The organism is Lysobacter sp. yr284, from assembly GCF_900107375.1.
In the GTDB taxonomy this organism is placed as follows: domain Bacteria; phylum Pseudomonadota; class Gammaproteobacteria; order Xanthomonadales; family Xanthomonadaceae; genus Lysobacter.
Window position 1 is genome coordinate 584,333 of record NZ_FNPT01000001.1, and the last position, 22,394, is coordinate 606,726.

Consider the following 22,394-nt stretch of genomic DNA (forward strand, 5'->3'; position numbering starts at 1 on the left):
TAGGCCGCGGCGTTGGAGCCGCCGGCTGCGGCGCGCGGCCGCGCGCGCGTTTGCCCGGCGTTCACCACTGCGTGCGTTGCGGCAACAGCCCTTGCAGCTCGGCGTCGGTGAGATTGCGCCATTGGCCCGGCTTGAGCCGGCCCAGCTTGACGTTGCCGATGCGCGCGCGCAGTAGCTGCTTGACCCGGAAACCGAAGTGCGCGGCCATCAGCCGGATCTGCCGGTTGAGGCCCTGCACCAGCACGATGCGGAAACCGAAGCGGCCGAGCTTGCCGGTCTTGCACGGCAGCGTGGTCTGGCCGTGGATCGGCACGCCGCGGCCCATGCCGCGCAGGAATTCCGCGGTGACCTCGTGGTTGACCGCGACCAGGTATTCCTTTTCCAGCTTGTTCTCGGCGCGCAGGATCTCGTTGACGATGTCGCCGTTGCTGGTCAGCAGGATCAGGCCTTCGGAATCCTTGTCGAGGCGGCCGATCGGGAAGATCCGGCGCTCGTGGCCGACGAAGTCGACGATGTTGTCCTTGACCCCGGACTCGGTGGTGCAAACCACGCCGACCGGCTTGTTGAGCGCGATGTAGACGTGCTGGCGCTTGCCCTTCGCGGCGACGCGCACGCGCAGGACGTCGCCGTCGATGCGGACCTCGTCGCCCTCGCCCACTTCGCTGCCGACCCGGCCGCGCACGCCGTTGACGGTGACCCGGCCCTCGGCGATGAGGCGGTCGGCCTCGCGGCGGGAGCAGAAACCGGTGTCGCTGATGTGTTTGTTCAGGCGCATGGGCGAAGCATGCCGGAAAACCGGCCTGCGGAAGGCGTGGGGGGCGCGTAGGCTGGCACAGTCGCGCGGCGAAGGCGAGTGCGGCGGCGCCGATGGGGCGCGGATGGCTCAGGTTCGGGCCTTCTCACGGCCCGGCGGCTTCCGAGCCGCCGCAGGAGGACGGCTCTTGTGGGAGGGCTTCAGCCCCGACGCTTTTGTGCCGGGTCGCCAGAATCCGAGCGGAAAGCGTCGGGGCCGAAGCCCCTCCCACAACCGCAGCGCCCAAGCGGGCTTGCGGGGGTTCAGCCTCGATGCGCGGCCGGCTCAGGCCGGATGCGCGGCCGACTCAGGCCAGCAGCTGCGAATACTCCGGATGCCGCTCGGCCCAGGCCGCGGCGTAGGAGCACGCCGGGCGCACCTTGTAGCCGGCCTGGCGCGCGTAGTCGAACGCGGCCCGGACCAGGTCGCTGGCGATGCCGCGGCCGCCGATGGCGTCGGGCACGCCGGTGTGGGCGATGACGAGCTGGTCGCCGCGCAGCTGGTAGTCCAGTACCGCCTCCACGCCGTCGACGACGGCGGTGAAGCGCTGCTGCGCGGGGTCGTGGTTCACGGGGACTGGCATGGTCGGGTCCTGTGCGGGTCGGGGGCGGCGGATCGCGCCGCCGCCGCCGCGGCGCGCCGCCTGGGCGCGCCGCGGCCGGCATCGAAGCGATCCGATACCGACGAAATCCGGCGTCGCCGGTGCGGCGACGCCGGCGGCGGGGCTCAGCGGTTGTCGCGCTTGCCCTGGTTATGGCGGTCCTGGCTGCCGATCGCGCCCTGGATCGCGTCCATCCGGCTCTCGGCCGCGTGCAGTTCGCCGGCCTTGTGCGCGGCGCTCTCGGACTGCGGGCCCGGCGCGGGCACCTGGCCGTGGCCCTGGTCGAGCTGCTGCCACGGCTGCGGCTCGCGCGCGGCCTCCTGCTTGGCCTGGAGCAGGCGGCGGGTGTTTTCCAGCGCCTGTTCGGGGGTGATGTGCGCAGTCGGCTCGGCGTTGGACTCGTCGGATTCGGCCGTCGCGTCGCCGTGCGGTTGCGCGCCGGCAACCGTCGCCTCGGCCTCGGCCTGGGCCGCATCGCGGTCCGCTGCGGCTTGCGATTCCAGCGCGGTTTCCGCCGCACCTTGAGCCACCGCGCTCGGCGCGGCCGCAGGCTCGGCCGGCTGTTGCGGCTCGGATTGCAACGCGGGCGCGGCGCCCTGCGAAGCGGCGCCGGCCGCGACCAGCGAACCGGCCGGGACCGAGGACGGCGCTTCGGCGGCCGGCTTCGGCGCCGGCTTGGCCTTGGGCTTGCGCTCGGCCTTGGGCGCGGGCGGCGTGGCCGCGGCTTCGGCGAACAGTTCGCCGCTACGCTGCGGCTCGTCCTGCGTCAGCGCGGCCGGCACCGGCTTCGTTCGCGCGGGCTTGGCGGCCGGCTTGGGCGCGCTCGCGGCGTCGGCGTTCGACGCTGCGGGCTGGGCTGGCTTGGCCGATGCAGAAGCCGGAGCGGACGCGGGCTTGGCCGCGGCAGCCGCAGGCTTGGCAATCGCAGGCTTCGTGGCGGCCGGCTTCGTGGCGGCCGGCTTGACTACGGCCGGCTTGCTCGCTACGGGCGTCGCGGCTGCGGGCGTCGCGACCGCAGGCTTGGCCGGCGACCGCTGGGGCGCCGGCTTGCTCGCCGCAGCGGCCGCAGGCGGCCGCTTCGCCGGCGCCGCGGCGACCGGCGCCGCACGCACGGCCTTCTTCGGCGCCGCTGCCGGCTGCTTCGTCGCAGCCTTCTCGACCGCGGCCTGCCTGGCCACGACCGGCGTGCTCGACGCCTTCGCGGCCGCAACCTTCTTCGCGACCGGCTTCTTCGCCGCCGCGACCTTGCCGGCGGACTTCTTTGCGACCGGCGTGCGGGCCACGACCTTCTTGGTCGCGGCCTTCTTCGCCAGCGGCTTCTTGGCAGCCGGCTTGGACGTCTTCTTCACGACCTTCCCGGCCACCGCCTTATTGCTCGCGGCCTTCTTGCCGGCCGCCTTCTTCGCGACCTTGACCGTGGAAACCTTCGTCGTCTTCTTAGCTGTCTTGGCCGCGGAAACCTTCGTCGTCTTCTTCGCAACCTTGGCCGCGGAAACCTTCGTCGTCTTCTTAGCAGCCTTGGCCGCGGAAACCTTCGTCGTCTTCTTCGCGGTCTTGGCGGCGGACGCCTTCTTCGCAGCCTTCTTCGCCGCGACCTGCCTGACGGGCTTCGCCGCCGCGGTCTTCTTCGTCGCTTTCTTCGCCGGCGCCGGCTTAGCCACGGCCTTCTTCGCTTTCTTGACCGCGCCCTTGGCGGCCTTGGCCGCGCGCTGGGTCGCGGTCTTCTTGCCCGCGGCGCGGGTGCGCGCCGACTGGGCCGTCTTGCTTGCGGACTTGCCCGCCTTCTTGCTCGCCATGCTTGACTCCTCGTCGAGTGTTTGCGAATGCGCGAATGATAGCGGCTGCCCCCGTGACCACATCAGCCTTGTGCTGTTGGCAACACGCGTCCGTGTTAGCACGCGCCACCTTCATGGCGGGTGAGCGGAAGTGAGACTGCGCCGCGCTGCGTCAGGCGACTGATCGTGGCCGGCTTGTGTTGACGCTTCGCGTCACTTTTCGGTCATACAAGCTGGGGAAAACCCTGGCATGGAACCTGCGTGGAACTGTGCGTAAGTCCACAGTTACGACGAAGGGGAATTCCAATGGCTCGCCAGATCGACCGCTACAGCGACGACGCGCACAGCAACGCCGTCATCACCCGCCTGTTCGACCTCGCCCGCAACGGCGAAGGCGACGATGCCGAGCTGCGCGACCTCGACGCGCAGATCCAGGCCGGGCTGGCCGCGGCCTACGGCGAAGGCGAGCTGGAACTGGAGAACCCGCTGGCGGCGTGAGCCCTCGCCGCGCCGCGACGCGACGCAAAAAACTCGGGCCCGAAGTCCGTCCCGCCGCTGCGGGAGGCCTTCGGGCCCGTTGTTTTTGGCGCCGCCATCGCCCCGCCTTTGCGGGAGGGGCTTCAGCGCCGATGCTTTCGTGCCGGACCGCTGCGACTTGAGCGAACAGCGCCGGGGCCGAAGCCCCTGCCACCCAAGCGCATCGATCCGCCGGCGTGCGGCCTCAGCCCATGAACCCCGGCCCGCGCGGGCTGGCCAGGCGCTCCAGGAAGAACCAGAACAGCGCCGGCTTCATCAGCAGCATGAACAACAGGCCGTAGATCGCCCCGGAGAGATGCGCGTTGTGGTTGATGTTGTCGCCGCCGCGCTTGTCCATCCAGTACGAATAACCGACGTAGGCGATGGCGTAGACCACCGCCGGTACCGGTATCACGAACACGATGATCCAGTTCCACGGGTCCACCAGCACGAACGCGAACAGCACCGCCGACACCGCGCCGGACGCGCCCAGGCTGACGTAGCCGGCGTCCTTGCGATGGCGCAGGTAGCTCGGCAGGATCGCGACCACGATCGCCGAGAGGTAGAACAGCGCGAACATCCCCGGCCCGACCAGCTGCGAGAACACCCCTTCGACCGCGCGGCCGAAGAAGTACAGGGTGATCATGTTGAACAGCAGGTGCATCCAGTCGGCATGCACGAAGCCGTGGGTCAGCAGCCGGTCGTACTGGCGAAAGCGCTCGACCCCCGGCGGCCACAGCACCAGCCGCTCGTACAGGCGGCGCTTCTCGAACGCTTGCCACGACACCAGCACGGTCACGGCGATCAGGACGAAAGTGATCATGGTCGGGTCGGGCTCGCGGATCGGAAAGGCTCGGGAAGACGTTCAACCATGGCCGCTAGGCGGTGCGGTAGTGGTCCTGCATCGGGTAGCGCCGCGCGTACAGGCCGAAGGCCGCCGCCGCCACGAACGCGAAGCCGGCGAAGAAGAACATCAGGAACGCGTTCTCGCTCAGGCCGGTGGCGGCGATGTGCGAGGTCACCGCCTCGTTGCGCACCGCGGCGTTGGTCAGCATCACCCACAGGTTGCCGAAGGTGCTGGTGAGGTACCACAGCGCCATGATCACGCCCTTCATCGACTGCGGCGACTGGCTGTAGGCGAACTCCAGCGCGGTCGCCGAGACCAGCACTTCGCCGAAGGTCAGCAGGATGTAGGGAAGGATCTGCCATGCCAGCGACATGGGGTGGCCGGCGTCCATATACAACTGCAGCACCGCCGCGACGATCCACGACAGGCCCGAGACCGCGATGCCGAAGCCCATCCGCCGCAGCGGCGTGGGGTTGATCCCGATCCGGCGCAGCGCCGGGTACAGGACCAGGTTGTTGAACGGGATCAGCAGCATCACCAGCAGCGGGTTGATCGCCTGCATCTGCGAGGCCGCGGCCTTGGCCCCGCCCTCGCCGGAGATCAGCCAGCTCGGCCACCACCACAGCTCGGTCGGCACCACCATGCGCTGGCCCTGCAGCACCCAAGTCGAGGCCTTCTGGTCGAACAGCGACCAGAACGGGGTGACGAAGGCGAACACGATCAGGATCCGCAGCACCGCGCGCACGCCGTCCACGGCCGCGTCGGGGTGGATGCCGCGCGCGCGTTCGAGCTGCAGCGAGATGCCGTAGCCGCCGAAGCCGATCAGTAGGCCCAGCGCCATGCACGCGCTCTTGACGAAGCCCAGGCTCGGGATCAGCGCCAGCGCGCCGGCGGCCAGGGCCACGCCGACCGCGGCCACCGCCACGCCCGGGTTGCCCTGCCCCGGCGCCTTGGCGCGCAACGCGGTGCGGGCGACGTTGAAGAACGAATCCGGGTCCGGCGCGTTGCGGGTCGGCGGCACCATCACGTAGCGCTTGCGGCCGAGCCAGAAGATGAAGGTGGCCAGGAACATCAGCGCGCCGGGGATGCCGAACGCCACCGAGGGGCCGTATTCGCGCAGGAAGATCGGCATCAGCAGGGACGCGAACAGCGAGCCGAAGTTGATCGTCCAGTAGAACGCGTCGAACACCAGCTTGGCCTTGTGCTTGTTGCTCTGGTCGAACTGGTCGCCGCAGAACGACACCACCAGCGGTTTGATGCCGCCGGCGCCGAAGGCGATCAGGAACAGGCCGGTGTAGAAGCCGGTCTGGTTGTGTTCGAACAGCGCCAGGCAGGCGTGGCCGGCGCAGTAGACCAGCGAGAACCAGATGACGGTGTTGTACTTGCCGAAGTAGCGGTCGGCCAGCCAGCCGCCGAGCAGCGGGAAGAAGTAGGTGCCGATCATGAACGTGTGGAACACGTCCTTGGCCATGCGCTCGCGCTCGGCGAGGTCGCCGGTGGAGGCCATCAGCAGGGTCCCGACCAGGAACGCGGTCAGGATGTTGCGCATGCCGTAGAAGCTGAAGCGCTCGGCCGCCTCGTTGCCGATGATGAAGGCGATCTGGCGGGGCATCTTGCCCTGCGAATCGGCGGGGGCGGTGGCGGCTTGGGTCATGCGGCGGTCCTGGTCGTCGGTCGAATCGCGCGTCCTTCGCGGGGCCCGGCGCATGCGCCGGGCGGTCCAGCGCCACAGACTACCCCATCGTCCGCGCCGCCGGCTTGGCCGGCGCAGTCGCCAGGGCCGCGCCGGCGGGCGCCGGGCCCTGCCCCGCGGCTGCGCGCGCCCGGCCGGCGCGCGGCCGAACGACCGTTCAGATCGCCGGGTCGCCGACCTGCAGCTGGTACTCGAAGTTCTGCTGCATGCGGCCGTACTCGGAATCGTACGGATTGCCGTAATTGGCGCCGACGCTGAGCCGGTGCGGCCCCGGCGCCAGCGGCGGCAGCAGCAGCCAGTAGCCGTCGGCGGCGGCGCGGTAGCGGCCGCCGCGGTCCGGGCCGGCGTGCGCGCGCGCGGCCTGCGGATCGAAACAGCGCGAGGCCAGCCGCAGCGGCCGCGCCAGCGGCTTGCCGTCGAGCAGCACCACCGCGCTGGCCAGGTAGTCGTTGTTGACCGCCGCCGCCCGCTTGACCTCGGCGCAGTCCATCGCATTGGGGCCGGCGGTGGGCGCGTGGAAATACATGTTGATGACCGGGACCAGCAAGTGCGCGCCGGCCGGGACCCGGCAGCGGCGCTGGGCGGTAAAACTGCCGTCGGTGCCGGCCAGGAACCAGACCGGGCCGTCTTCGTCCTGGCCCGTCGCGCACAGCCGGCCGTCGCGGTCGCGGTACGGCGCCAGGCCGCCGGGGAAGGCGTTGTTCGCCCAACGCCACCAGCGCACCGTCCACTCGGCCGCGGAGACGCCGGCGACCGCGGCGGGCAGCGCGGCGGCCTTGGCGGGGGCGGCCGGCGCAGCCGCGACAGCAGGCGCGGCCGGCGCCGCTGCCGCCATCGCCGCGGCAGCGGCCGAACTCAACGCCAGCGCCGCGCACCATGCGGCGCGGCGGCGAAACGGGACACCGGGACGAGCCCTGCAGTCGCGCTCCTTGCGGGGGTCTTGGATCGGGCTCAGGCCCACTCTTCCAGGCCTTCGCGCCGGTACAGCTCGGCGAAGCTCGGCCGCGCCTTCATCCGCCGCGCCAGCGCGCCCAGGTGCGGCCAGTCGTGCGCCGGCCGCGGCAGGTTGCGGCTCCAGCGCATCAGCATGGTCAGGTAGAAGTCGGCCGCGCTCAAGCGCTCGCCGAGCAGGTACGGCCCGCGCTCGCGCAAGTGTGCGTCCAGGCGTTCGCAGGCGGCCTCGAAGCGGGCCTGGGCGCCGCGGCGCACCGCGTCGTCGTCGCACTGCAGGTCGCCCGGATACCACCACAGCCGCAGCGGCGCCTGCACGGTGGCGGTGAGGTTGAACATCCACTGCAGGTACTCGGCGCGCTGCGGGTCCGCGGGCGCCGGCGCGAACGCGCCGTCGCCGTGGCGGTCGGCCAGCAGCATCGCCAACGCCGCGGCCTCGTAGCGCGGCTGGCCGTCGACCAGCAGGGTCGGCACCACGCCGTTGGGGTTCAGCGCGAGGTAGCCGGCGCCCTTGTGTTCGCGCCCGTCCATGTCGACCGTGCGCAGCTCGTGCGCCAGGTCCAGTTCGATCAGCAACCAGTGGACGACGAAGCTGGCGGTTCCGGGCGAGTAGTACAGCGTGTACATGGCGGCTCCTGGCGGCGGCGCACGCGCGGGATGCGGCGTGCGCAGGATGCGGAGTCTAGGCGATGCCGGCCGCGCGCGCGGGCCGCGCGGCATGACTGCTGTCATCTCTCGACAGCAGGCCGTTTCGCGCACAGGCGCAGGCCGGCGCGATCCCTTACATTTAGCCGGCCGCACATTCAGCCGGCGCTCGCCGCGAGCGCCTCCCACCCGACATCGCGCCGCCGCGTCAGCGGCCCACGCCGCGCTTTCTTCCGGAATACGCAATGACCCGCCAACCCGAGTTCCGCGCCTGCCTGCCCTCCGCCCTCGCCGCCCTGTGCCTGGCCAGCGGTTTCGCCGCGCCGGCGCTGGCCGCGCAGCCGCCGCTAACCACCGTGTCCGAGCGCAGCGGCTTCCTCAAGACCGGCCGCTACGAGGAAGTGATCGAACTGTGCGCGCGCTTCGCCGAGCGCTATCCCGACGCGGTGCGCTGCGAGGACTTCGGCACCACGCCGGAAGGCCGGCCGATGAAGGTGCTGGTGGTCACCCGCAGCGGCGCGTTCGCGCCCGAACAGGCGCAGGCCAAGAATCTGCCGGTGCTGCTGATCCAGGGCGGCATCCACGCCGGTGAGATCGACGGCAAGGACGCCGGCTTCCTGGCCCTGCGCCAGGCGCTCGACGGCGAAGCGGCCAAGGGCGCGCTGGCCAGGCAGGTGCTGCTGTTCGTGCCGGTGTTCAACATCGACGGCCACGAGCGCTTCGGCGCCTGGAACCGCCCCAACCAGCGCGGTCCGGAGGAAATGGGCTGGCGCGTGACCGCGCAGAACTACAACCTCAACCGCGATTACCTGAAAGCCGACGCACCGGAAATGCAGGCCATGCTCAAGCTGGTCCAGCGCTGGGACCCGCTGGCCTACGTCGACCTGCACGTCACCGACGGCGCCAAGTTCGAGCACGACGTATCGATCCAGGTCGAGCCGGTGCACGCCGGCGACGAAGCCCTGCGCAAGGCCGGCGCCGCGCTGCGCGACGGCACCATCGCCAAGCTCGCCAAGCAGGGCTCGCTGCCTCTGCCGTATTACCCCTCGTTCGTCGAATCCGACAACCCGGCCTCCGGCTTCGAGGACGGGGTGCCGCCGCCGCGCTTCTCGCACGGCTATTTCTACCTGCGCAACCGCCTGGCGATGCTGGTGGAAACCCATTCGTGGAAGGACTACCCGACCCGGGTGCGGATCACCCGCAACGCCATCGTCGACCTGCTCGAGCTGGTCGCCGCGAACGGCGCGCAGTGGCGCGGCGAAGCGCTGGCCGCCGACGGCCGCGCCAGCCGGCTCGGCGGGCAGGACGTGGCGCTGGACTACAAGGTCGGCGACAAGAGCCGCACCGTCGCCTTCCGCGGCTATGAATACACGCGCACGCCGTCGGACGTGTCCGGCGCGCTGATGACGCGCTACGACGAGACCAAGCCGCAGGTGTGGAACGTGCCGCTGAAGTACGACATCCAGCCCGGCCGGCAGGTGCCGGCGCCGCGCGGCGGCTATCTGGTGCCGGCCGCGCAGGCGGCGTGGGTGGCGGCCAAGCTCGACCAGCACGGCATCGAGTACCGGCGCCTGGATGCGGCGCTGAGCGGCGCCCAGGTCGAAGCCTTCCGCGCCGACAAGGCCGAACTGTCGCCGCAGTCCAGCGAAGGCCACCAGCGCAATACGTTGAGCGGGCAGTGGAAGCGCGAGACCCAGGACCTGATCGCCGGCGCGCTGTTCGTGCCGATCGCCCAGGCCAAGTCGCGCCTGGCGATGGCCCTGCTGGAGCCACAGGCGCCGGATTCGCTGGCCGCCTGGGGCGAGTTCAACAACGCCTTCGAGCGCAAGGAATACATGGAGGATTACGTGGCCGAGGACGTGGCGCGCGAAATGCTCAAGGACCCGCAGGTCAAGGCCGAGTTCGAAGCCAAGCTGCGCGACGATCCCGTCTTCGCCAAGAGCCCGCAGGCGCGGCTGGACTTCTTCTACCGCCGGCATACCGCGTGGGACGAGCGCTACAACCTGTATCCGGTGCTGCGCACGCAGACGGTGCCGCGCTGATCGCGGCGTAGCGGCGCGATCTTCCCGTAGGCGCGGCGCGAGCCGCGACTGCGACAACGCAGCCATGCCGGAGCTTGCATCGCAGTTGCGTTGTCGCAGTCGCGGCTTGCGCCGCGCCTACAGGGGGAAAACCGTCCCGGTGCGGGCGGCTGCAAGGGCTTGGCGTTATCCTCGACGCGTCGCTCGCTTCAGGAAACGCCGCATGCGCCGTCTCGCCTTCCTCCCGCTCGCTGCGCTCTGGCTCGCGGCCTGTTCCGCACCCGCGCCCGCCCCCAGCGCGCAACAGGCCAAGCCCGCGGCCGTCGCGGCGCCGGCCGGCCCGGTGTTGCGCGCGGTCGGCACCGAGCCGGGTTGGTCGGTCGAAGTCGGGCCGGGCAAAACCCCGACGATCCGGCTGGATCTGGATTACGGCGAGCGCAAGCTGGTGGTGCGCGACGCCACCCCGCTGGAGGATGTCTCCGGCTACACCGGCTATACCGCCGACGGCGTGTGGGTGTCGCTGGCCTACCGGCGCGAGCAATGCAGCGACGGCATGAGCGACCGCGACTATATCGCCAGCGTGGAGCTGCAGGTCGGCGACCGGCAGTACCGCGGCTGCGCCGAGTCGGCGCCATGAACGGCGCACGCTGGCGCCGCGGCGCCGGCGCAGCGCTCGCCGCCGCGCTGTGCGCGCTGGCCGCGTGCGCGGCGCCGCAGCACGCCGCCGCGCCGGCGCGCGATGCCCAGGCCGGCGAAGTGCGCGTGCTGACCCTCAACCTGTGGCACGACAAGGGCGACTGGCCGCGCCGGCGCGCGCTGATCCTGGCCGAAGTCGCGCGGCTGAAACCGGACCTGATCGCGCTGCAGGAAGTGCTGCAACGGCCGGGCCTGCGCAACCAGGCGCAGGACCTGGGCGAGGCGCTGGGCTATCGGGTCGGCTTCGTCTCGGTCGATCCGCCCGACGCGCCGCGGCGCTACGGCAACGCGATCCTGATCGCCGGCGCCGGCGCCGGCGCCGAGGTGCAGCAACGCAGGCTCGAACCGCTGGACGACTACCGCAGCGCCGCGCACGTGCGCGCCGACAAGGCGGACACGGACTTCTACGCCACCCACCTGCACAACGAACGCGGCGGCGGCGCGATCCGCGCGCGCCAGGTCGCCAGCCTGCTGGCGTTCGTCGACGCCAGCGCGCGCGGCACGCGCACCGTGATCGCCGGCGACTTCAACACCGAGGCCGACGCGCCGGAACTGGCCGCGCTGCGCGCGCGCTACGCCGACGCTTTCGCCACCGCCCATCCCGGCCTCGCCGGCGATCCGGCGCGCGCCAGCACGCTCAACCCGGCCTACCTGCCGGCGCAGCGCATCGACCACGTGTTCTACGACCGCCGCGGCTTCGCGGTGAAGGAAGCGCGGATCGTGCTCGACCAAAGCCGCGACGGCGTGTGGCCGTCGGATCACTTCGGCTTGTTCGTGCGCCTGCAGCCGTTGCCGCCGGCCGAGGAGCCAGCGCCGGCGCGCCGCTGAGGCGGCCGCGCGCGGCTCAGCCCTGCAGCGGCCACTCGCCCAGCAGCGAATACTCGTTGCGCTTGCCCAGCACGCTGTGCAGCAGCACGAAGCGGTCGATCCGCCACGCCAGCGGCTCGATCGCCAGCGGCGGGCTCAGCCCGTGCCCGGCTTCGCGCACGATGGTGACGTGCGGCGCGTGCGCGCGATGGCTGGCGACGACCTTGACGCCCTGCCTGGCCAGGGCCACGCCGAGGCGGTCCCACAGCGCCGCCAACGCCGGATTCGGCTCGGCGCTGCCCAGCCACCACGGAATGTCGCGGTTGGCGAAGCTGCCGGCGCGGTCCAGGGCGAAGTCGAAGGCGTCGGCCCGCACCGCCGCGGCCGCGGCGCCGGCGCGCTGCGCCAGCGCTTGCGGCAGTTCGGCGAAATCGCCGAGGAATTGCAGGGTCAGATGATAGCGATGGGCGCCGATCAGGCGCCCGCCTGGCCGCTGCGCCGCCTCCAACGCCAGCGCGCGTTCGCGGATCTGCGCGCGCGTGCCGGCGTCGGGCCACAGGGCGAAGAACAGGCGGTGCAATTCGGCGGGTTGGCGCGGCGCGGGATCGCCGAACAGGGACGACTGGTGCATCGCGCAAGTCTAACCCTTGCCCGCGCCGCGCCGCCGCTCAGGGCTTGCCCGCAGGCTTGGCTTGCGGCTTTTGCGCAGGCGGGGCGTTGCTCTTGGCCGGCTCGGCATACGTCCCCGCCGGCTCGCTTTCGAGCTTGCGCGTATCGGCCAGCAAGGCCTCGGCGGCGACCCGGCGCACCGCGGCCGGATCGGCCTGGCGCAAGTCGGCGTCGGCGCCCAGTCCCAGCGCCTTGGCGGCGTCGGTCAGCACGCGCTTGTTGGCGTAGGGATGCGGGTGGTCGAGGTCGTCGTCCTGGGCGCGGTAGAACCGGTCGAGCAACTTGCCGCGGCTGCTGTCGGCCTGGGCCAGCTCGACCAGCTTGGCGCGGTACTCCAGCCGCCACGGCGGCAGCTTCGGCCAGCGCGCGAGGTCGGCGAAATGCTGGGCCTCGTGGCCGAGGAAGCTGACCTTGAAGTCCTCGCCCTGCAGGTCGCCGTAGGACTCGCGCACCGCGTACAGGCCCTCGGGCTTGACCCAGCCGGCCGCGCCGGTCTTGCCGCAGGCGGTGTAATGGCTCCAGCCGCGGCTGATCCAGCCGTCCATCACGAACACCTTGACCGGCTGGGCGACGCCGCCGGGCAGTTCGACCGTGTAGTCGCGCTGCTCCTGCCCGCCCCACAGGAACAGGTCGTACAGCGGCGGCGTGCGGCCCTGCAGCGGGTGCAGGCCGCGCTCGCGCAGGCGCGCGTCGAGCTTGGCGTAGAGCGCTTCGAACGCGTCCTCGCCCTCGCCCGGCGCCGGTTCGCCGACGGCCGCGGCCAGTTCGGCCTTGAGCGTGCGCTCCAGTTCGCCGCGCCGCTGCGGTTCGCGCACCGCATGCCACCAGTAGCGCTGGTAGATGCCCAGCACTTTCGCGGCGAACGCATCGTGCGGCGCGTTCGCCGCCGGCGGCGGCGCCTTGCGCTCGTGGCGCTCGAGCATGCATTGGCGGAAGTCCGCGTCCTGGCCCTGGAACTGCGCGGCCGGCGCGTCCTTGAGCGCGGCCAGCGCCGCCGGCACGTCGGCGCGCAGCGCCGCGCCCAGCGCCTGGCTGACCGCGCTGGCGGCCTGCGCGCCGCTGGTGGGCGCGGCCGCCGGCGGCGCGGCGGTGGCGCCGATCGCCCAGGCGATCAACACCGGCAGCGCGGCCGCCGGCAACAGGAACAACAACGGGGAACGGTGTCTCATGGCAGGGCTCCGGGGTCGCGCGGCGCGCGTGTCGGGGCCATTAAGCGGCGCGGGCGGCGTCGGGGTCTTGTACGCACTTGATCTTGGTTCCGATCCGGCACTCGACCGGCCCCAGCACCTGCCGCCGCAGTTGCAGCGGCGTGCAGCCGGCGTGCGCGACCACGACCTTGTGCAGGTGGCTCTGGTCGGCGAAACCGGCCGCCGCGGCGACCTCGGCCAGCGGCATCGGCGCGGCCAGCAGGCGCAGCGCCCGGCGCCAACGCGCCTCGCGCCGCAGCGCGCGCGGCGACATGCCGAAGCTGCGGCCGAGCGCGCGGCTGGCGTGTTCGGCGCAGACGCCGAGCTCGCGCGCCAGTTCGCCGATCTCGCGCTCGTCCTCGGCCATGCGCCGCAGCAGTTCGCCCTGCCAGTCCGGCAACGCCGCCGCCTGCAGCGGTTGCGCGCAGGCCAGCAGGTCGGCCAGGCGCTGCGGCGCGCGTTCGAACACCTCGCGCGCTTCCGCCAGGTCGTGCACGCGCCAGGCGCGCGCGGCGAAGGCCGGATCGGCGGCCACGCCGGGCGTGGCCGACTGGCTCAGCTCCAGGTTGATCGCGCTGGCGCCACTGCGACCGAAGCGGTCGCCGTGGGCGTGGAAGGCCGGATGCAGGACCAGCGTCCCCGGCGCGCACGGCAGCGGGCCGTCGAGGCTGGCTTCGGTGTAGTCGCCGTCGAGCACCAGCGCGGCGTAGGGCTCGCGATGGCGATGCGTGGCCAGGGTGGCGTTGCGTTCGTGGCGGGTGCGGTAGGCGGCGGTCATGCGGGTTGCGATGCGGCGGCGAGCGGGCGAATGCGGGCCTCGGGCGCGGGATGTGACGCAGCGGGGGCGTGGCGGACGGCGCGCATCGGGGCTCCTGCGCCGGTGAGCGGCGTCGATGCGGCGATTACGGGCTTGCGGCGGGGGCGGCGCAATGGCCGGAAGTTGGGGGATGCGGGGTCTTGGTTGCGCAATGGAGCGCGCCGGGCGCGCGAGCGCCCCCAACCAGCGCCGGGTTCTTGTGCGACGGTCGGTACCGGGCGGCGTTGCGTCCGGCGCGGTGTCGCGGCGGAGCGGAAGGCGTCGGGGCTGAAGCCCCTCCCACAACAGCCGGCGGGGCCGCAGCCCCGCCCATCGAGCCCTGCCCCGGCTCAGCCTTCCAGTTCGGCCCAGCGCGAGTAGGCGTGGTCGAGCTCGGCCTGGGCCTTGGCCAGTTCGGCGTTGTGCGCGGCCATCGCAGCGGCGTCGCGCTGGTAGAAGGCCGGGTCGTTCATCTGCGCGGTCAGGCCGGACACGCGGGTTTCCAGCGATTCGATCCGCGCCGGCAGTTGCTCCAGCTCGCGCGCGTCCTTGTAGCTGAGCTTGCGCTTGGCCGCGGCGGGTTCGGGCGCCGGCGCGACGGCGGCGGCGACCGCGGGCCGGGCCATCGCCGCGGCGGTGGCTCTGGCCGGCGCGGCCGCGGCCGGCCGCTGGCGCAGCCAGTCGCTGTAGCCGCCGACGTATTCGCCGACCGCGCCCGCGCCCTCCATCACCAGCGTGGAGGTCACCACGTTGTCGAGGAAGTCGCGGTCGTGGCTGACCAGCAGCAAGGTCCCCGGATAGTCGCCGAGCAGTTCTTCCAGCAGCTCCAGGGTTTCCACGTCCAGGTCGTTGGTCGGTTCGTCCATCACCAGCAGGTTGGACGGCTGGGCGAACAGCTTGGCCAGCAGCAGGCGGTTGCGCTCGCCGCCGGACAGGCGGGTGATCGGCGCGCGCGCGCGCTCGGGGGTGAACAGGAAATCCTGCAGGTAGCCGATGATGTGCTTGCTCTTGCCGCCGACTTCGACGTACTCGCGGCCTTCGGCGACGTTCTCGATCGCGTTCCAGTCCTCGCGCAGGGTCGCGCGGTACTGGTCGAAATAGGCGATCTGCAGATTGCTGCCCAGACGCACTTCGCCGGCCTTCGGCGCCAGGTCGCCGAGCAGCACCTTCAGCAGCGTGGTCTTGCCGCTGCCGTTGGGGCCGATCAGGCCGATGCGGTCGCCGCGGAACACGGTGCCGGAAAAGCCGCGCAGCATCGGCTGGCCGCCGTAGTCGAAGTCCACGTCCTTGGTTTCGAGCACCTTGCGCCCGGACTGCTCGGACTGGGCGAACTCCATGCGCACGTTGCCGACGCCGTCGCGGCGCTGGGCGCGCTCGGTGCGCATGGCCTTGAGCCGGCGCACGCGGCCTTCGTCGCGGGTGCGGCGGGCCTTGATGCCCTGGCGGATCCACACCTCTTCCTGCGCCAGCAGCTTGTCGAAGCGCGCGTTCTCCTGCGCCTCGGCGTTGAGCCGCTCTTCGCGCCGGCGCAGGTAGTTGTCCCAGTCGCCGGGCCAGCTGGTGACCCGGCCGCGGTCGATCTCGACGATGCGGGTGGCCAGCGCGCGCAGGAAGCGGCGGTCGTGGGTGACGAACAGCAGCGCGCCGCTCCAGGACTTGAGGAACTGTTCGAGCCAGTCGATGGCTTCGATGTCGAGATGGTTGGTCGGTTCGTCCAGCAGCAGCAGATCCGGCGCGGAGACCAGCGCGCGCGCCAGCAGCACGCGCCGCTTCATCCCGCCGGACAGGCCGGAAAACGCCGCTTCGCCGTCCAGGCCGAGCCGGGTCAGGGTCTCTTCGACGCGCTGGTCCAGGCCCCAGCCCTGGGCGTCCTCGATCTTGGTCTGGACCTTGGCCACCGCGTCGGCGTCGTAGTGCTCGGCGTGGCTGAGGTGGTGGAACTCGGCCAGCCAGTGGCCGAGTTCGCCGAGGCCGTCGGCGACCACGTCGAACACGGTGCCGGTGGCGCCGGCGGGGACTTCCTGCTCGAGCCGGGCGACGCGCACGCCGCCCTCGCGGCGGATTTCGCCGTCGTCGGGCGTCAGCTCGCCGGCCAGCAGTTTCATGAGCGTGGACTTGCCCGCGCCGTTGCGGCCGATCAGGGCGATGCGTTCGCCCGGCTCGATGGCCAATTCGACGTTTTCGAGCAGCAGCGGGCCGCCGACGCTGTAGTCGGCGTTCTGTACGGTGATCAAAGGCATCCGCCCATGGTATCAGGCGCCGCCGCTCCGGCGCTGTATGGGTTGAGCGGCCGGCCCGCTACGCAGCCGGCCGGCAGGCTCTCAAATCGGGTCCACCCCGATGCAGACCCGATGCTCGAACCACAGCTCGAATTCGGCCCCGCCCAGCCGCCAACGGCCCGACTCCAGGCCGTGATCGAACCCGCCCAAGCGCGCCGGCCGGCCGAGGTAGAACTCCACCTCGCTCAACGGCAGCGCTTTGACCAAGCCCGCCAACATCGCCCCGTCGACGGCCCGGCGGGCGCCGATTTCGGCCGCGAGCAGCGCCGCGTGCCGATTGGACGCTTCCACCCGCAGCCTGAACTGCGCGAGCGGTCGCCGGTAATCGCCGACTGTCACATACGTGGCCGAACAACCGAAACAAATCGCGGCCGCATCGGCCGACGGCCCATCGCCGTCGAGCAGGGGCAAGCCGCACACGAAACAATCGCGATGCGCGGACCGATTGCTTATCGCCGGCAAATCGATATCGAAACAAGGCACCTCGCGCGCAGCCCTGAGTTTCTCGATCCGGGCGGGCAACGAAGGGAAATCGACGATTCTGCTTTTCAGCATGGGTCCGGCCGGGTTTGTCGGGTTTATCGGCGGCTATCGGCTTGCCGAGCCCGCAGCCTGGCATGCGCCCGCTCCCCTGGCGAGCGCGGCCCTCTGACACGCCTGCCCGCGCGGGCGCATACTCGGCGCAGGCGCCCGGCATCCGCCGCCGCGCCAGCCAACCAGGACAACGTCATGAGCAAGGGCATGGACCGAAAGAAAGAAACCAAGAAGAAACCGGCCAAGACCATGAAGGAAAAGCGCGCCGAGAAGAACGAGAAGAAAACGACCAAGGGCTTCGGACCCGCCTGACCCCCGGCCCGGCCCCGCCCGGGCCGGCCTCGTCCTGCAGCGGCGACGCAAGCCGCAACCACGCCGACTCACCCGCCTCGAACCTGCTTCCCCGGTCTTGGTCCTGGTCCTGGTCCTGGTCGTCGCCCCGCCGATCGCCGCCGGCCGGCGCACTGCGCCGATCGCCGCCGCGCGCTTACGAACTGCACGACAACATCGAACACCCCGCCTTCTCGCGCGCCCACTGCGGCCGCCGCGCCGCGAACGCCTCGCGTCCGGGCTGGTCCTCATACGGCCGGCGCATCACCTCGAGCAATTCGGCGACCCCGCCCGGGTCGCCTTGCTCGGCGCGGTCGATCGCCTGCTGGGCCAGGTAATTGCGCAGCACGTAACGCGGATTGGCGGCGTTCATGCGCGCCACCCGCTCGTGCGCCGGCCACGCGTCGGCGCGCGCGCGCTGCGCGTAACGCGCCAGCCACGCGCGCAACGCCGGCGCGCCCTCGCCGGCCTTGGCCGGATCGTAGAAGGCGTCCGCGAACACGCCGGTATCCGCGGCGTCACCGCCCACATCCACCTGCGCCAAGGCGCGGAAGAAGATCGTCATGTCGACCTCGTTGGCTTGCAGCCAGCCGCGCAGTTCCTGCATCAGCGCCACGTCCTCGTCGCCGCAATCGCGCAGGCCGAGCTTGCCGGCGATGGCATCGCGTTCGGCTGCGTTGTAGGCCTCGACGTAACGCCGCAAGCCGTCCTGCAAGACCTCGGTCGCGATCAGCGGCGACAGCGCGCCGGCCAGCCGGCTCAGGTTCCAGTACGCCACCTGCGGCTGCTGGCCGTAGCGGTAGCGGCGGCGGCCGGCGTCGGTGGTGTTCGGGGTCCAATCGGGATCGTAGTCGTCGACCCAGCCGTACGGGCCGTAATCGATGGTCAGGCCGAGGATCGACAGGTTGTCGGTGTTCATCACCCCGTGCACGAAGCCGACCCGCATCCAGTGCGCCATCAGCGTCGCGGTGCGCTGCGCCACCTCACCGAACCATTCGCCGTAAGCGCGCTCGCCGGGTTCGCCCAGGTGCGGGAAATCGCGGCGGATGCAGAAGTCGACCAGGGTCTTCAGCAGCGCGGTATCGCCGCGCGAGGCCGGCAGTTCGAAATTGCCGAAGCGCAGGAACGACGGCGCGGCGCGGCACACGATCGCGCCGGGCTCGGCTTGCGGGCGGCCGTCGTAGAACATGTCGCGGACCACGTCCTCGCCGGTGCCGACCAGGCTCAGCGCGCGCGTGGTCGGCACGCCGAGGTGGTGCATGGCCTCGCTGCACAGGAATTCGCGGATCGAGGAACGCAATACCGCGCGGCCGTCGGCGCTGCGCGAGTACGGCGTGGGGCCGGCGCCCTTGAGCTGCAGTTCCCAGCGCCGGCCGTCGTCGGCGAGCGCTTCGCCCAGCGAGATCGCGCGGCCGTCGCCGAGCTGGCCGGCCCAGGCGCCGAACTGGTGGCCGCCGTAGTTGGCCGCGTACGGCTGCATGCCCGGCAACAGCGCGTTGCCGGCGAACGCCCGGGCGAACTCGGCGCTGGCGACCTCGGCCTCGCTGAAACCCAGCGCCGCGGCCATTTCGGCCGAATGCGCCAACAGCGCCGGCGCCGCCACCGGGGTCGGATCGACCCGCGAATACAGCGCGCCGTGGACCTGGCGCACGCCCGGCCCGGTGTCCGGGTCGCCCGGCAGGTCGCGGACGAAGGCGTTGTCGAAGCGCAGTGCGTGCATGGGCGGCGGGAACGGTCGGAGATGCAGGGGAGATGGGTGCCGACGGTGGCGAATCCAAGCGGCGGACGGGTTTCGCCGCGCCTGCCCCAGCCGTCATTCCCGCGAATGCGGGAATCCAGGGACTTCAGCGCCCTTTACCCCGAACACCATCGCCGCAAGCACCCGGCGATCTCAGCCCAACAGCGAATACGGCCCGCCCTTCTGCAACGCCCGCTGGTACGCCGGCCGCGCGCGGATGCGCTCGACGAAGGCCTGCATCCGCGGCCGGCCGCCGCCGGCGCGCGCGGCGGCGGCCTCGACCGGGAAACTCATCTGGATGTCGGCGGCGGTGAAGCGCTCGCCGGCGAACCATTCGTGCTTGCCCAGTTCGCTCTCGATGTAGCCCAGGTGCAGCGCCAGCTGCGGCCCGACGAAGGACTGCATCGCCTTGTCGGCGATGCCGCGCGCGACCGGCTTGACGAAGAACGGCATCGGCGCGGACTTGATCCGCGAGAACACCAGGCTCAGCAGCAGCGGCGGCATCGCCGAGCCTTCGGCGTAGTGCATCCAGTAGCGATAGCGCAGGCGCTCCTCGCCGTCCAGCGGCTGCAGCGGCGGCGACACCCGCTGCTCGCTGTCGTAGCGCTCGCACAGGGTTTCGATGATCGCCGCCGACTCGGCCAGCACCTGCCCGTCCAGTTCCACCAGCGGCGACTTGCCCAGCGGATGGATCGCGCGCAGCTGCGCCGGCGCCAGCATGGTCTTGGGATCGCGCTGGTAGCGGACCACCTCGTAGGGCAGCTCCAGCTCCTCCAGCAGCCACAGCACGCGCTGGGAACGGGAGTTGTTGAGGTGGTGGACCTTGATCATGGCCGGCGCCGTCGCGGGGAGGATGCGCGCATGGTAGCCGGCCTGCCGCGGGCGCGCCGGCTCAGCCGCGGCTGAACACCAGTTGCGCCGCCAGCCGCCGCTTCCACTGCTCCAGCTCGCCCTCCACCCACGGGCACTCGGCACGGAAGTTGTCCCACTCGATCTCCCAGGCGGCGATGTCCGGCAGGGCGTCGTCGGCCCAGTCGGCGTAGTCGCGGTTGCAGCGGATCGCCTCCACGAACAGGCGCAGCGGCATGTTGCAGTGCTCGGCCAGCAGCACCGCGTCGTACAGGTCCTTGCCCTGCGGCCACATGTCGGTCTGCAGCCACACCAGCTTCCACGCCAGCGACAGTTCGGCGGTGACGCCCAGCAGCGACACCGGCTCGCCTTCGGTCAACGGGATCTCGACCGGCACCGGCGGCTGCGGCAGGCGCTCGCAGAACACGAAATCGAACTGGACCTGGCCTTCCGGCAAATCGTCCAGCGACCAGACGATGGTCATGCGCCGGCCTTCGGCGCGCTCGTAGGTCCAGATGTCGTCGTGGCCGACCCGGTCGCAATGGATCCGCACCGGGCCGATGGTTTCGCGCTCCGTCAGCAGACCCGCCAGCGCCTGCAGCATCCCGCGCGCTTGCTCGTCGGTCGGCTTGAGCGTGTCCGGCAGCACCACCCAGTCGATGTCGCCCGGCGCCCGCGCGCGCTCGCCGAGGTGGGCGTGCAGCAGCACGCTGCCGCGCAGGACCAGCCGGTCGCGCCACGGCGACAGGCCGATCGCGCGCAGCATCTGCGCCTGCACCGATGCGCGCGCGGCGTACCAGCGGTCGCGGTCCGCGTCGCTGGCGAAGGCCGGATCGCCGGTGCGGAAGGCGTCGCGGCGATGCTTGAGCGCCGGGTCGAACAGGTCCGGCCGGCCCTGGCCGCTGAGCTGGGTGCTGTCGGGGTAACGGATCTCGCGCGGGTGCGCCGCTTCCTGCGCCGCGCGATGCGCTATCGCGAACGCCCGCGCCCGCGCCCGTTCCGCCGCCGCGGCTGCGGCCTTGTCGGCCGGGCTATCGCCCTGCACGCCCAGCCAGCGGCTCATCCTTTCCCATATCGATCCAGCCATCGTCCACCGCCAGGTTGTCGTCGTACACCACGTATTCGGTTTCCGCGCCGAGCCGGCGCAGCCCCATCGCATCGAGTTCGCCGAGCAGCGCGCGCAGTTGCGCATACGCCCGCTCCAGGCCGCCATGGCTGCGCTGGGTGACGAAACGCTCGCCCTGCCCGTCCTCGCGCGTGCGCAGCGCGTTGCGCGACAGGTGCGCGCCATGGCCGCCGATCCGCGCGGCCAGCGCCGCCAGGTCGGCGCAGGCGGGCAGCAGCAGCTTGATGTGGCTTTCGAAATAGCGGCCGGCGACCGCGCCGGCATCGTCCTGCGGCACGCCGCGGTTGCCCGGCGCGGCCTCGATCTTGATCCGCACCGGCGCCAGGCCGGCCGCGCGCAACTGCGCCGCGACCGCCTCGGCGCGTGCGCGCTGCTGCGCGAACCCGCCGCGGCCGCGCCAGCTCAGCATCGGCTGCAGCGGCTGCGCGCCGCGCGCCAGTTCGATGTGCAGGCACTTGAGGCCATGCGCGGCGGCGAAACGCTGCAGCGCGCCGCCGCAGTCCGCGGCGACGGTCAGGTGGGTTTCGAATTCGCCTGCGAACCCGGCCGCCTCGCTGTCGAACCCGGCCGCATCCGGGCCCGCGGCGGCGCGCGGCGCGGCGGGCGGGGTTGGCGGGCGGCGCTGGGCGGAATCGGTGTCCATCGGGGCGGTTTCGCGGCGGGGCGCGGGCAATCCATGCGGCGAGCGAGCATAGCAGCGCCAGGCGGCGCTTCCGCGTCGCCGCGCGGCCGTTTGCGCGCCACGCATCGGCCGACCGGCGGCGCGCGCGGCCGGCGGCGGATGCGCGCGGCCAGCGCTCGCATGACGGCGCGCGCCCCGCGGCCGCACAATGCGCATCGCCCCCTCGCCCGCCCGCCATGACCGACACCTCCGCCGCGCCGCCGGCCGCTTCGCAGATCTGGGTCGACGCCGACGCCTGCCCGGTGGTGATCAAGGACATCCTGTTCCGCGCCGCCGAGCGTGCGCAGATTCCGCTGACCCTGGTCGCCAACCAATGGTTGCGCACGCCGCCGTCGCGCTGGATCCGCGCGATCCAGGTCCCGTCCGGGGCCGACGTGGCCGACACCGAGATCGTGCAGCGGCTCGCCGCCGGCGACCTGGTGGTGACCCAGGACATTCCGCTGGCCTCGCTGGCGCTGGCCAAGGGCGCGGTCGCGCTGAACCCGCGCGGCGACCTCTACACCCGCGACAACATCGCCGAGCGCCTGTCGATCCGCAATTTCATGGAGGAGCTGCGCGGCGCCGGGGTCCAGACCGGCGGGCCGCCGGCGCTGCACGCGCGCGACCGGCAGGCGTTCGCGGCGCAGTTGGACCGCTGGCTGGCGAAGCGTCCGCGCTGAGGCGGCTCGCGCGCCGGCGCCGGTCAATCGATCCGGTAGCACTCGCCAGCGATCTTGCTTTCGACCCAGGCTCGTTCGACCCAGGTGCCCTTGAAGTGGCGGCAGAAGAAGCGGCCGAACACGCTGCCGTCCAGATACGCCACCGCCGCGACGGCGGCGAGCGCGACGACCATACACGCGAGGGCGCGCTGCATCTGGCG

Annotated in this window: 22 protein-coding genes; 5 read left to right on the top strand and 17 right to left on the bottom strand. The window is 71.8% G+C overall.

What is annotated here, in order from left to right; translation table 11 throughout:
• Nucleotides 1-61: 61 nt before the first annotated feature.
• The 3 genes from BLV01_RS02385 to BLV01_RS26035 form a co-directional block, all read right to left on the bottom strand.
• Nucleotides 62-775: a pseudouridine synthase gene (locus tag BLV01_RS02385; protein ID WP_091793689.1), complete on the bottom strand. Its 714-nt coding sequence runs from the start codon at nt 773-775 to the stop codon at nt 62-64.
• 325 nt (nt 776-1,100) lie between these two features.
• Complete coding sequence (locus BLV01_RS02390) at nt 1,101-1,376, bottom strand: GNAT family N-acetyltransferase (RefSeq protein ID WP_091793691.1); 276 nt, start codon at nt 1,374-1,376, stop codon at nt 1,101-1,103.
• Nucleotides 1,377-1,519: 143 nt separating this feature from the next.
• Complete coding sequence (locus BLV01_RS26035; RefSeq protein ID WP_175485742.1) at nt 1,520-3,190, bottom strand: hypothetical protein; 1,671 nt, start codon at nt 3,188-3,190, stop codon at nt 1,520-1,522.
• Between the two features lie 285 nt (nt 3,191-3,475).
• On the opposite strand from BLV01_RS26035, the gene BLV01_RS02405 reads away from it, so the two are divergent.
• Nucleotides 3,476-3,667 (top strand): hypothetical protein, encoded by a 192-nt coding sequence (locus tag BLV01_RS02405; RefSeq protein ID WP_091793695.1) that lies wholly within the window; start codon nt 3,476-3,478, stop codon nt 3,665-3,667.
• A 223-nt stretch (nt 3,668-3,890) separates the two neighbouring features.
• Here BLV01_RS02405 and BLV01_RS02410 read toward each other — a convergent pair whose 3' ends face one another.
• The 4 genes from BLV01_RS02410 to BLV01_RS02425 all read right to left on the bottom strand — a co-directional run bounded on the left by BLV01_RS02410 (nt 3,891) and on the right by BLV01_RS02425 (nt 7,803).
• A complete protein-coding gene (locus BLV01_RS02410) occupies nt 3,891-4,508 on the bottom strand; it encodes a rhomboid family intramembrane serine protease (RefSeq protein ID WP_091793696.1) in 618 nt (205 codons plus the stop codon).
• A gap of 55 nt (nt 4,509-4,563) precedes the next feature.
• Nucleotides 4,564-6,186: a POT-type proton-dependent oligopeptide transporter gene (locus tag BLV01_RS02415; RefSeq protein ID WP_091793698.1), complete on the bottom strand. Its 1,623-nt coding sequence runs from the start codon at nt 6,184-6,186 to the stop codon at nt 4,564-4,566.
• Nucleotides 6,187-6,382: 196 nt separating this feature from the next.
• Complete coding sequence (locus BLV01_RS02420) at nt 6,383-7,084, bottom strand: hypothetical protein (protein ID WP_254782482.1); 702 nt, start codon at nt 7,082-7,084, stop codon at nt 6,383-6,385.
• Nucleotides 7,085-7,176: 92 nt separating this feature from the next.
• Nucleotides 7,177-7,803, bottom strand: coding sequence for a glutathione S-transferase family protein (locus BLV01_RS02425; protein ID WP_091793700.1), 627 nt, complete (start codon nt 7,801-7,803; stop codon nt 7,177-7,179).
• A 263-nt stretch (nt 7,804-8,066) separates the two neighbouring features.
• Here BLV01_RS02425 and BLV01_RS02430 point away from each other — a divergent pair, with 263 nt between their 5' ends.
• The 3 genes from BLV01_RS02430 (at nt 8,067) to BLV01_RS02440 (ending at nt 11,366) form a co-directional block, all read left to right on the top strand.
• A complete protein-coding gene (locus BLV01_RS02430; RefSeq protein ID WP_091793702.1) occupies nt 8,067-9,863 on the top strand; it encodes a M14 family metallopeptidase in 1,797 nt (598 codons plus the stop codon).
• Nucleotides 9,864-10,065: 202 nt separating this feature from the next.
• Nucleotides 10,066-10,479, top strand: a complete 414-nt coding sequence (locus BLV01_RS02435; RefSeq protein WP_091793704.1) for a hypothetical protein — start codon at nt 10,066-10,068, stop codon at nt 10,477-10,479.
• Nucleotides 10,476-11,366: an endonuclease/exonuclease/phosphatase family protein gene (locus BLV01_RS02440; RefSeq protein WP_091793706.1), complete on the top strand. Its 891-nt coding sequence runs from the start codon at nt 10,476-10,478 to the stop codon at nt 11,364-11,366. Before BLV01_RS02435 ends, BLV01_RS02440 begins: the two co-directional genes overlap by 4 nt.
• Nucleotides 11,367-11,382: 16 nt before the next feature.
• Here the strand turns inward: BLV01_RS02440 and thpR are convergent, their stop codons facing one another.
• The 9 genes from thpR to BLV01_RS02485 form a co-directional block, all read right to left on the bottom strand.
• Nucleotides 11,383-11,976 carry an RNA 2',3'-cyclic phosphodiesterase gene (gene thpR, locus BLV01_RS02445; protein ID WP_091793708.1) on the bottom strand — a complete coding sequence of 198 codons (594 nt, stop codon included), beginning with the start codon at nt 11,974-11,976 and terminating at the stop codon, nt 11,383-11,385.
• A 37-nt stretch (nt 11,977-12,013) separates the two neighbouring features.
• The gene (locus BLV01_RS02450; RefSeq protein ID WP_139178399.1) at nt 12,014-13,183 is read right to left on the bottom strand and encodes a hypothetical protein; all 1,170 of its coding nucleotides are present in this window, start codon (nt 13,181-13,183) and stop codon (nt 12,014-12,016) included.
• Between the two features lie 40 nt (nt 13,184-13,223).
• Nucleotides 13,224-13,979 carry a helix-turn-helix domain-containing protein gene (locus BLV01_RS02455; protein ID WP_091793712.1) on the bottom strand — a complete coding sequence of 252 codons (756 nt, stop codon included), beginning with the start codon at nt 13,977-13,979 and terminating at the stop codon, nt 13,224-13,226.
• 368 nt (nt 13,980-14,347) lie between these two features.
• A complete protein-coding gene (locus tag BLV01_RS02460) occupies nt 14,348-16,237 on the bottom strand; it encodes an ATP-binding cassette domain-containing protein (RefSeq protein WP_091793714.1) in 1,890 nt (629 codons plus the stop codon).
• An 81-nt stretch (nt 16,238-16,318) separates the two neighbouring features.
• The gene (locus tag BLV01_RS02465; RefSeq protein ID WP_139178401.1) at nt 16,319-16,831 is read right to left on the bottom strand and encodes a hypothetical protein; all 513 of its coding nucleotides are present in this window, start codon (nt 16,829-16,831) and stop codon (nt 16,319-16,321) included.
• Between the two features lie 466 nt (nt 16,832-17,297).
• Nucleotides 17,298-18,860, bottom strand: a complete 1,563-nt coding sequence (locus tag BLV01_RS02470; protein ID WP_091793717.1) for a protein adenylyltransferase SelO — start codon at nt 18,858-18,860, stop codon at nt 17,298-17,300.
• 171 nt (nt 18,861-19,031) lie between these two features.
• Nucleotides 19,032-19,709 carry a glutathione S-transferase gene (locus BLV01_RS02475; protein WP_091793718.1) on the bottom strand — a complete coding sequence of 226 codons (678 nt, stop codon included), beginning with the start codon at nt 19,707-19,709 and terminating at the stop codon, nt 19,032-19,034.
• A 61-nt stretch (nt 19,710-19,770) separates the two neighbouring features.
• Nucleotides 19,771-20,790, bottom strand: a complete 1,020-nt coding sequence (locus BLV01_RS02480) for a nucleotidyl transferase AbiEii/AbiGii toxin family protein (protein ID WP_175485743.1) — start codon at nt 20,788-20,790, stop codon at nt 19,771-19,773.
• Nucleotides 20,759-21,496: a hypothetical protein gene (locus BLV01_RS02485; protein ID WP_217633427.1), complete on the bottom strand. Its 738-nt coding sequence runs from the start codon at nt 21,494-21,496 to the stop codon at nt 20,759-20,761. The genes BLV01_RS02480 and BLV01_RS02485 overlap by 32 nt, the downstream gene beginning before the upstream one ends.
• A 215-nt stretch (nt 21,497-21,711) precedes the next feature.
• On the opposite strand from BLV01_RS02485, the gene BLV01_RS02490 reads away from it, so the two are divergent.
• Nucleotides 21,712-22,194, top strand: coding sequence for a YaiI/YqxD family protein (locus BLV01_RS02490; protein ID WP_091793721.1), 483 nt, complete (start codon nt 21,712-21,714; stop codon nt 22,192-22,194).
• A gap of 23 nt (nt 22,195-22,217) precedes the next feature.
• On the opposite strand, the gene BLV01_RS26040 is transcribed toward BLV01_RS02490, so the two are convergent.
• The gene (locus BLV01_RS26040; RefSeq protein WP_175485744.1) at nt 22,218-22,388 is read right to left on the bottom strand and encodes a hypothetical protein; all 171 of its coding nucleotides are present in this window, start codon (nt 22,386-22,388) and stop codon (nt 22,218-22,220) included.
• Between the last annotated feature and the right edge of the window lie 6 nt (nt 22,389-22,394).

Excerpts from the sequence above, each read along its gene's own strand:
- BLV01_RS02385 (WP_091793689.1), bottom strand. The coding sequence starts at position 775 with ATGCGCCTGAACAAACACATCAGCGACACCGGTTTCTGCTCCCGCCGC.
- BLV01_RS02390 (WP_091793691.1), bottom strand. The coding sequence starts at position 1,376 with ATGCCAGTCCCCGTGAACCACGACCCCGCGCAGCAGCGCTTCACCGCC.
- BLV01_RS26035 (WP_175485742.1), bottom strand. The coding sequence starts at position 3,190 with ATGGCGAGCAAGAAGGCGGGCAAGTCCGCAAGCAAGACGGCCCAGTCG.
- BLV01_RS02405 (WP_091793695.1), top strand. The coding sequence starts at position 3,476 with ATGGCTCGCCAGATCGACCGCTACAGCGACGACGCGCACAGCAACGCC.
- BLV01_RS02410 (WP_091793696.1), bottom strand. The coding sequence starts at position 4,508 with ATGATCACTTTCGTCCTGATCGCCGTGACCGTGCTGGTGTCGTGGCAA.
- BLV01_RS02415 (WP_091793698.1), bottom strand. The coding sequence starts at position 6,186 with ATGACCCAAGCCGCCACCGCCCCCGCCGATTCGCAGGGCAAGATGCCC.
- BLV01_RS02425 (WP_091793700.1), bottom strand. The coding sequence starts at position 7,803 with ATGTACACGCTGTACTACTCGCCCGGAACCGCCAGCTTCGTCGTCCAC.
- BLV01_RS02430 (WP_091793702.1), top strand. The coding sequence starts at position 8,067 with ATGACCCGCCAACCCGAGTTCCGCGCCTGCCTGCCCTCCGCCCTCGCC.
- BLV01_RS02435 (WP_091793704.1), top strand. The coding sequence starts at position 10,066 with ATGCGCCGTCTCGCCTTCCTCCCGCTCGCTGCGCTCTGGCTCGCGGCC.
- BLV01_RS02440 (WP_091793706.1), top strand. The coding sequence starts at position 10,476 with ATGAACGGCGCACGCTGGCGCCGCGGCGCCGGCGCAGCGCTCGCCGCC.
- thpR (WP_091793708.1), bottom strand. The coding sequence starts at position 11,976 with ATGCACCAGTCGTCCCTGTTCGGCGATCCCGCGCCGCGCCAACCCGCC.
- BLV01_RS02450 (WP_139178399.1), bottom strand. The coding sequence starts at position 13,183 with ATGAGACACCGTTCCCCGTTGTTGTTCCTGTTGCCGGCGGCCGCGCTG.
- BLV01_RS02455 (WP_091793712.1), bottom strand. The coding sequence starts at position 13,979 with ATGACCGCCGCCTACCGCACCCGCCACGAACGCAACGCCACCCTGGCC.
- BLV01_RS02460 (WP_091793714.1), bottom strand. The coding sequence starts at position 16,237 with ATGCCTTTGATCACCGTACAGAACGCCGACTACAGCGTCGGCGGCCCG.
- BLV01_RS02465 (WP_139178401.1), bottom strand. The coding sequence starts at position 16,831 with ATGCTGAAAAGCAGAATCGTCGATTTCCCTTCGTTGCCCGCCCGGATC.
- BLV01_RS02470 (WP_091793717.1), bottom strand. The coding sequence starts at position 18,860 with ATGCACGCACTGCGCTTCGACAACGCCTTCGTCCGCGACCTGCCGGGC.
- BLV01_RS02475 (WP_091793718.1), bottom strand. The coding sequence starts at position 19,709 with ATGATCAAGGTCCACCACCTCAACAACTCCCGTTCCCAGCGCGTGCTG.
- BLV01_RS02480 (WP_175485743.1), bottom strand. The coding sequence starts at position 20,790 with ATGAGCCGCTGGCTGGGCGTGCAGGGCGATAGCCCGGCCGACAAGGCC.
- BLV01_RS02485 (WP_217633427.1), bottom strand. The coding sequence starts at position 21,496 with ATGGACACCGATTCCGCCCAGCGCCGCCCGCCAACCCCGCCCGCCGCG.
- BLV01_RS02490 (WP_091793721.1), top strand. The coding sequence starts at position 21,712 with ATGACCGACACCTCCGCCGCGCCGCCGGCCGCTTCGCAGATCTGGGTC.
- BLV01_RS26040 (WP_175485744.1), bottom strand. The coding sequence starts at position 22,388 with ATGCAGCGCGCCCTCGCGTGTATGGTCGTCGCGCTCGCCGCCGTCGCG.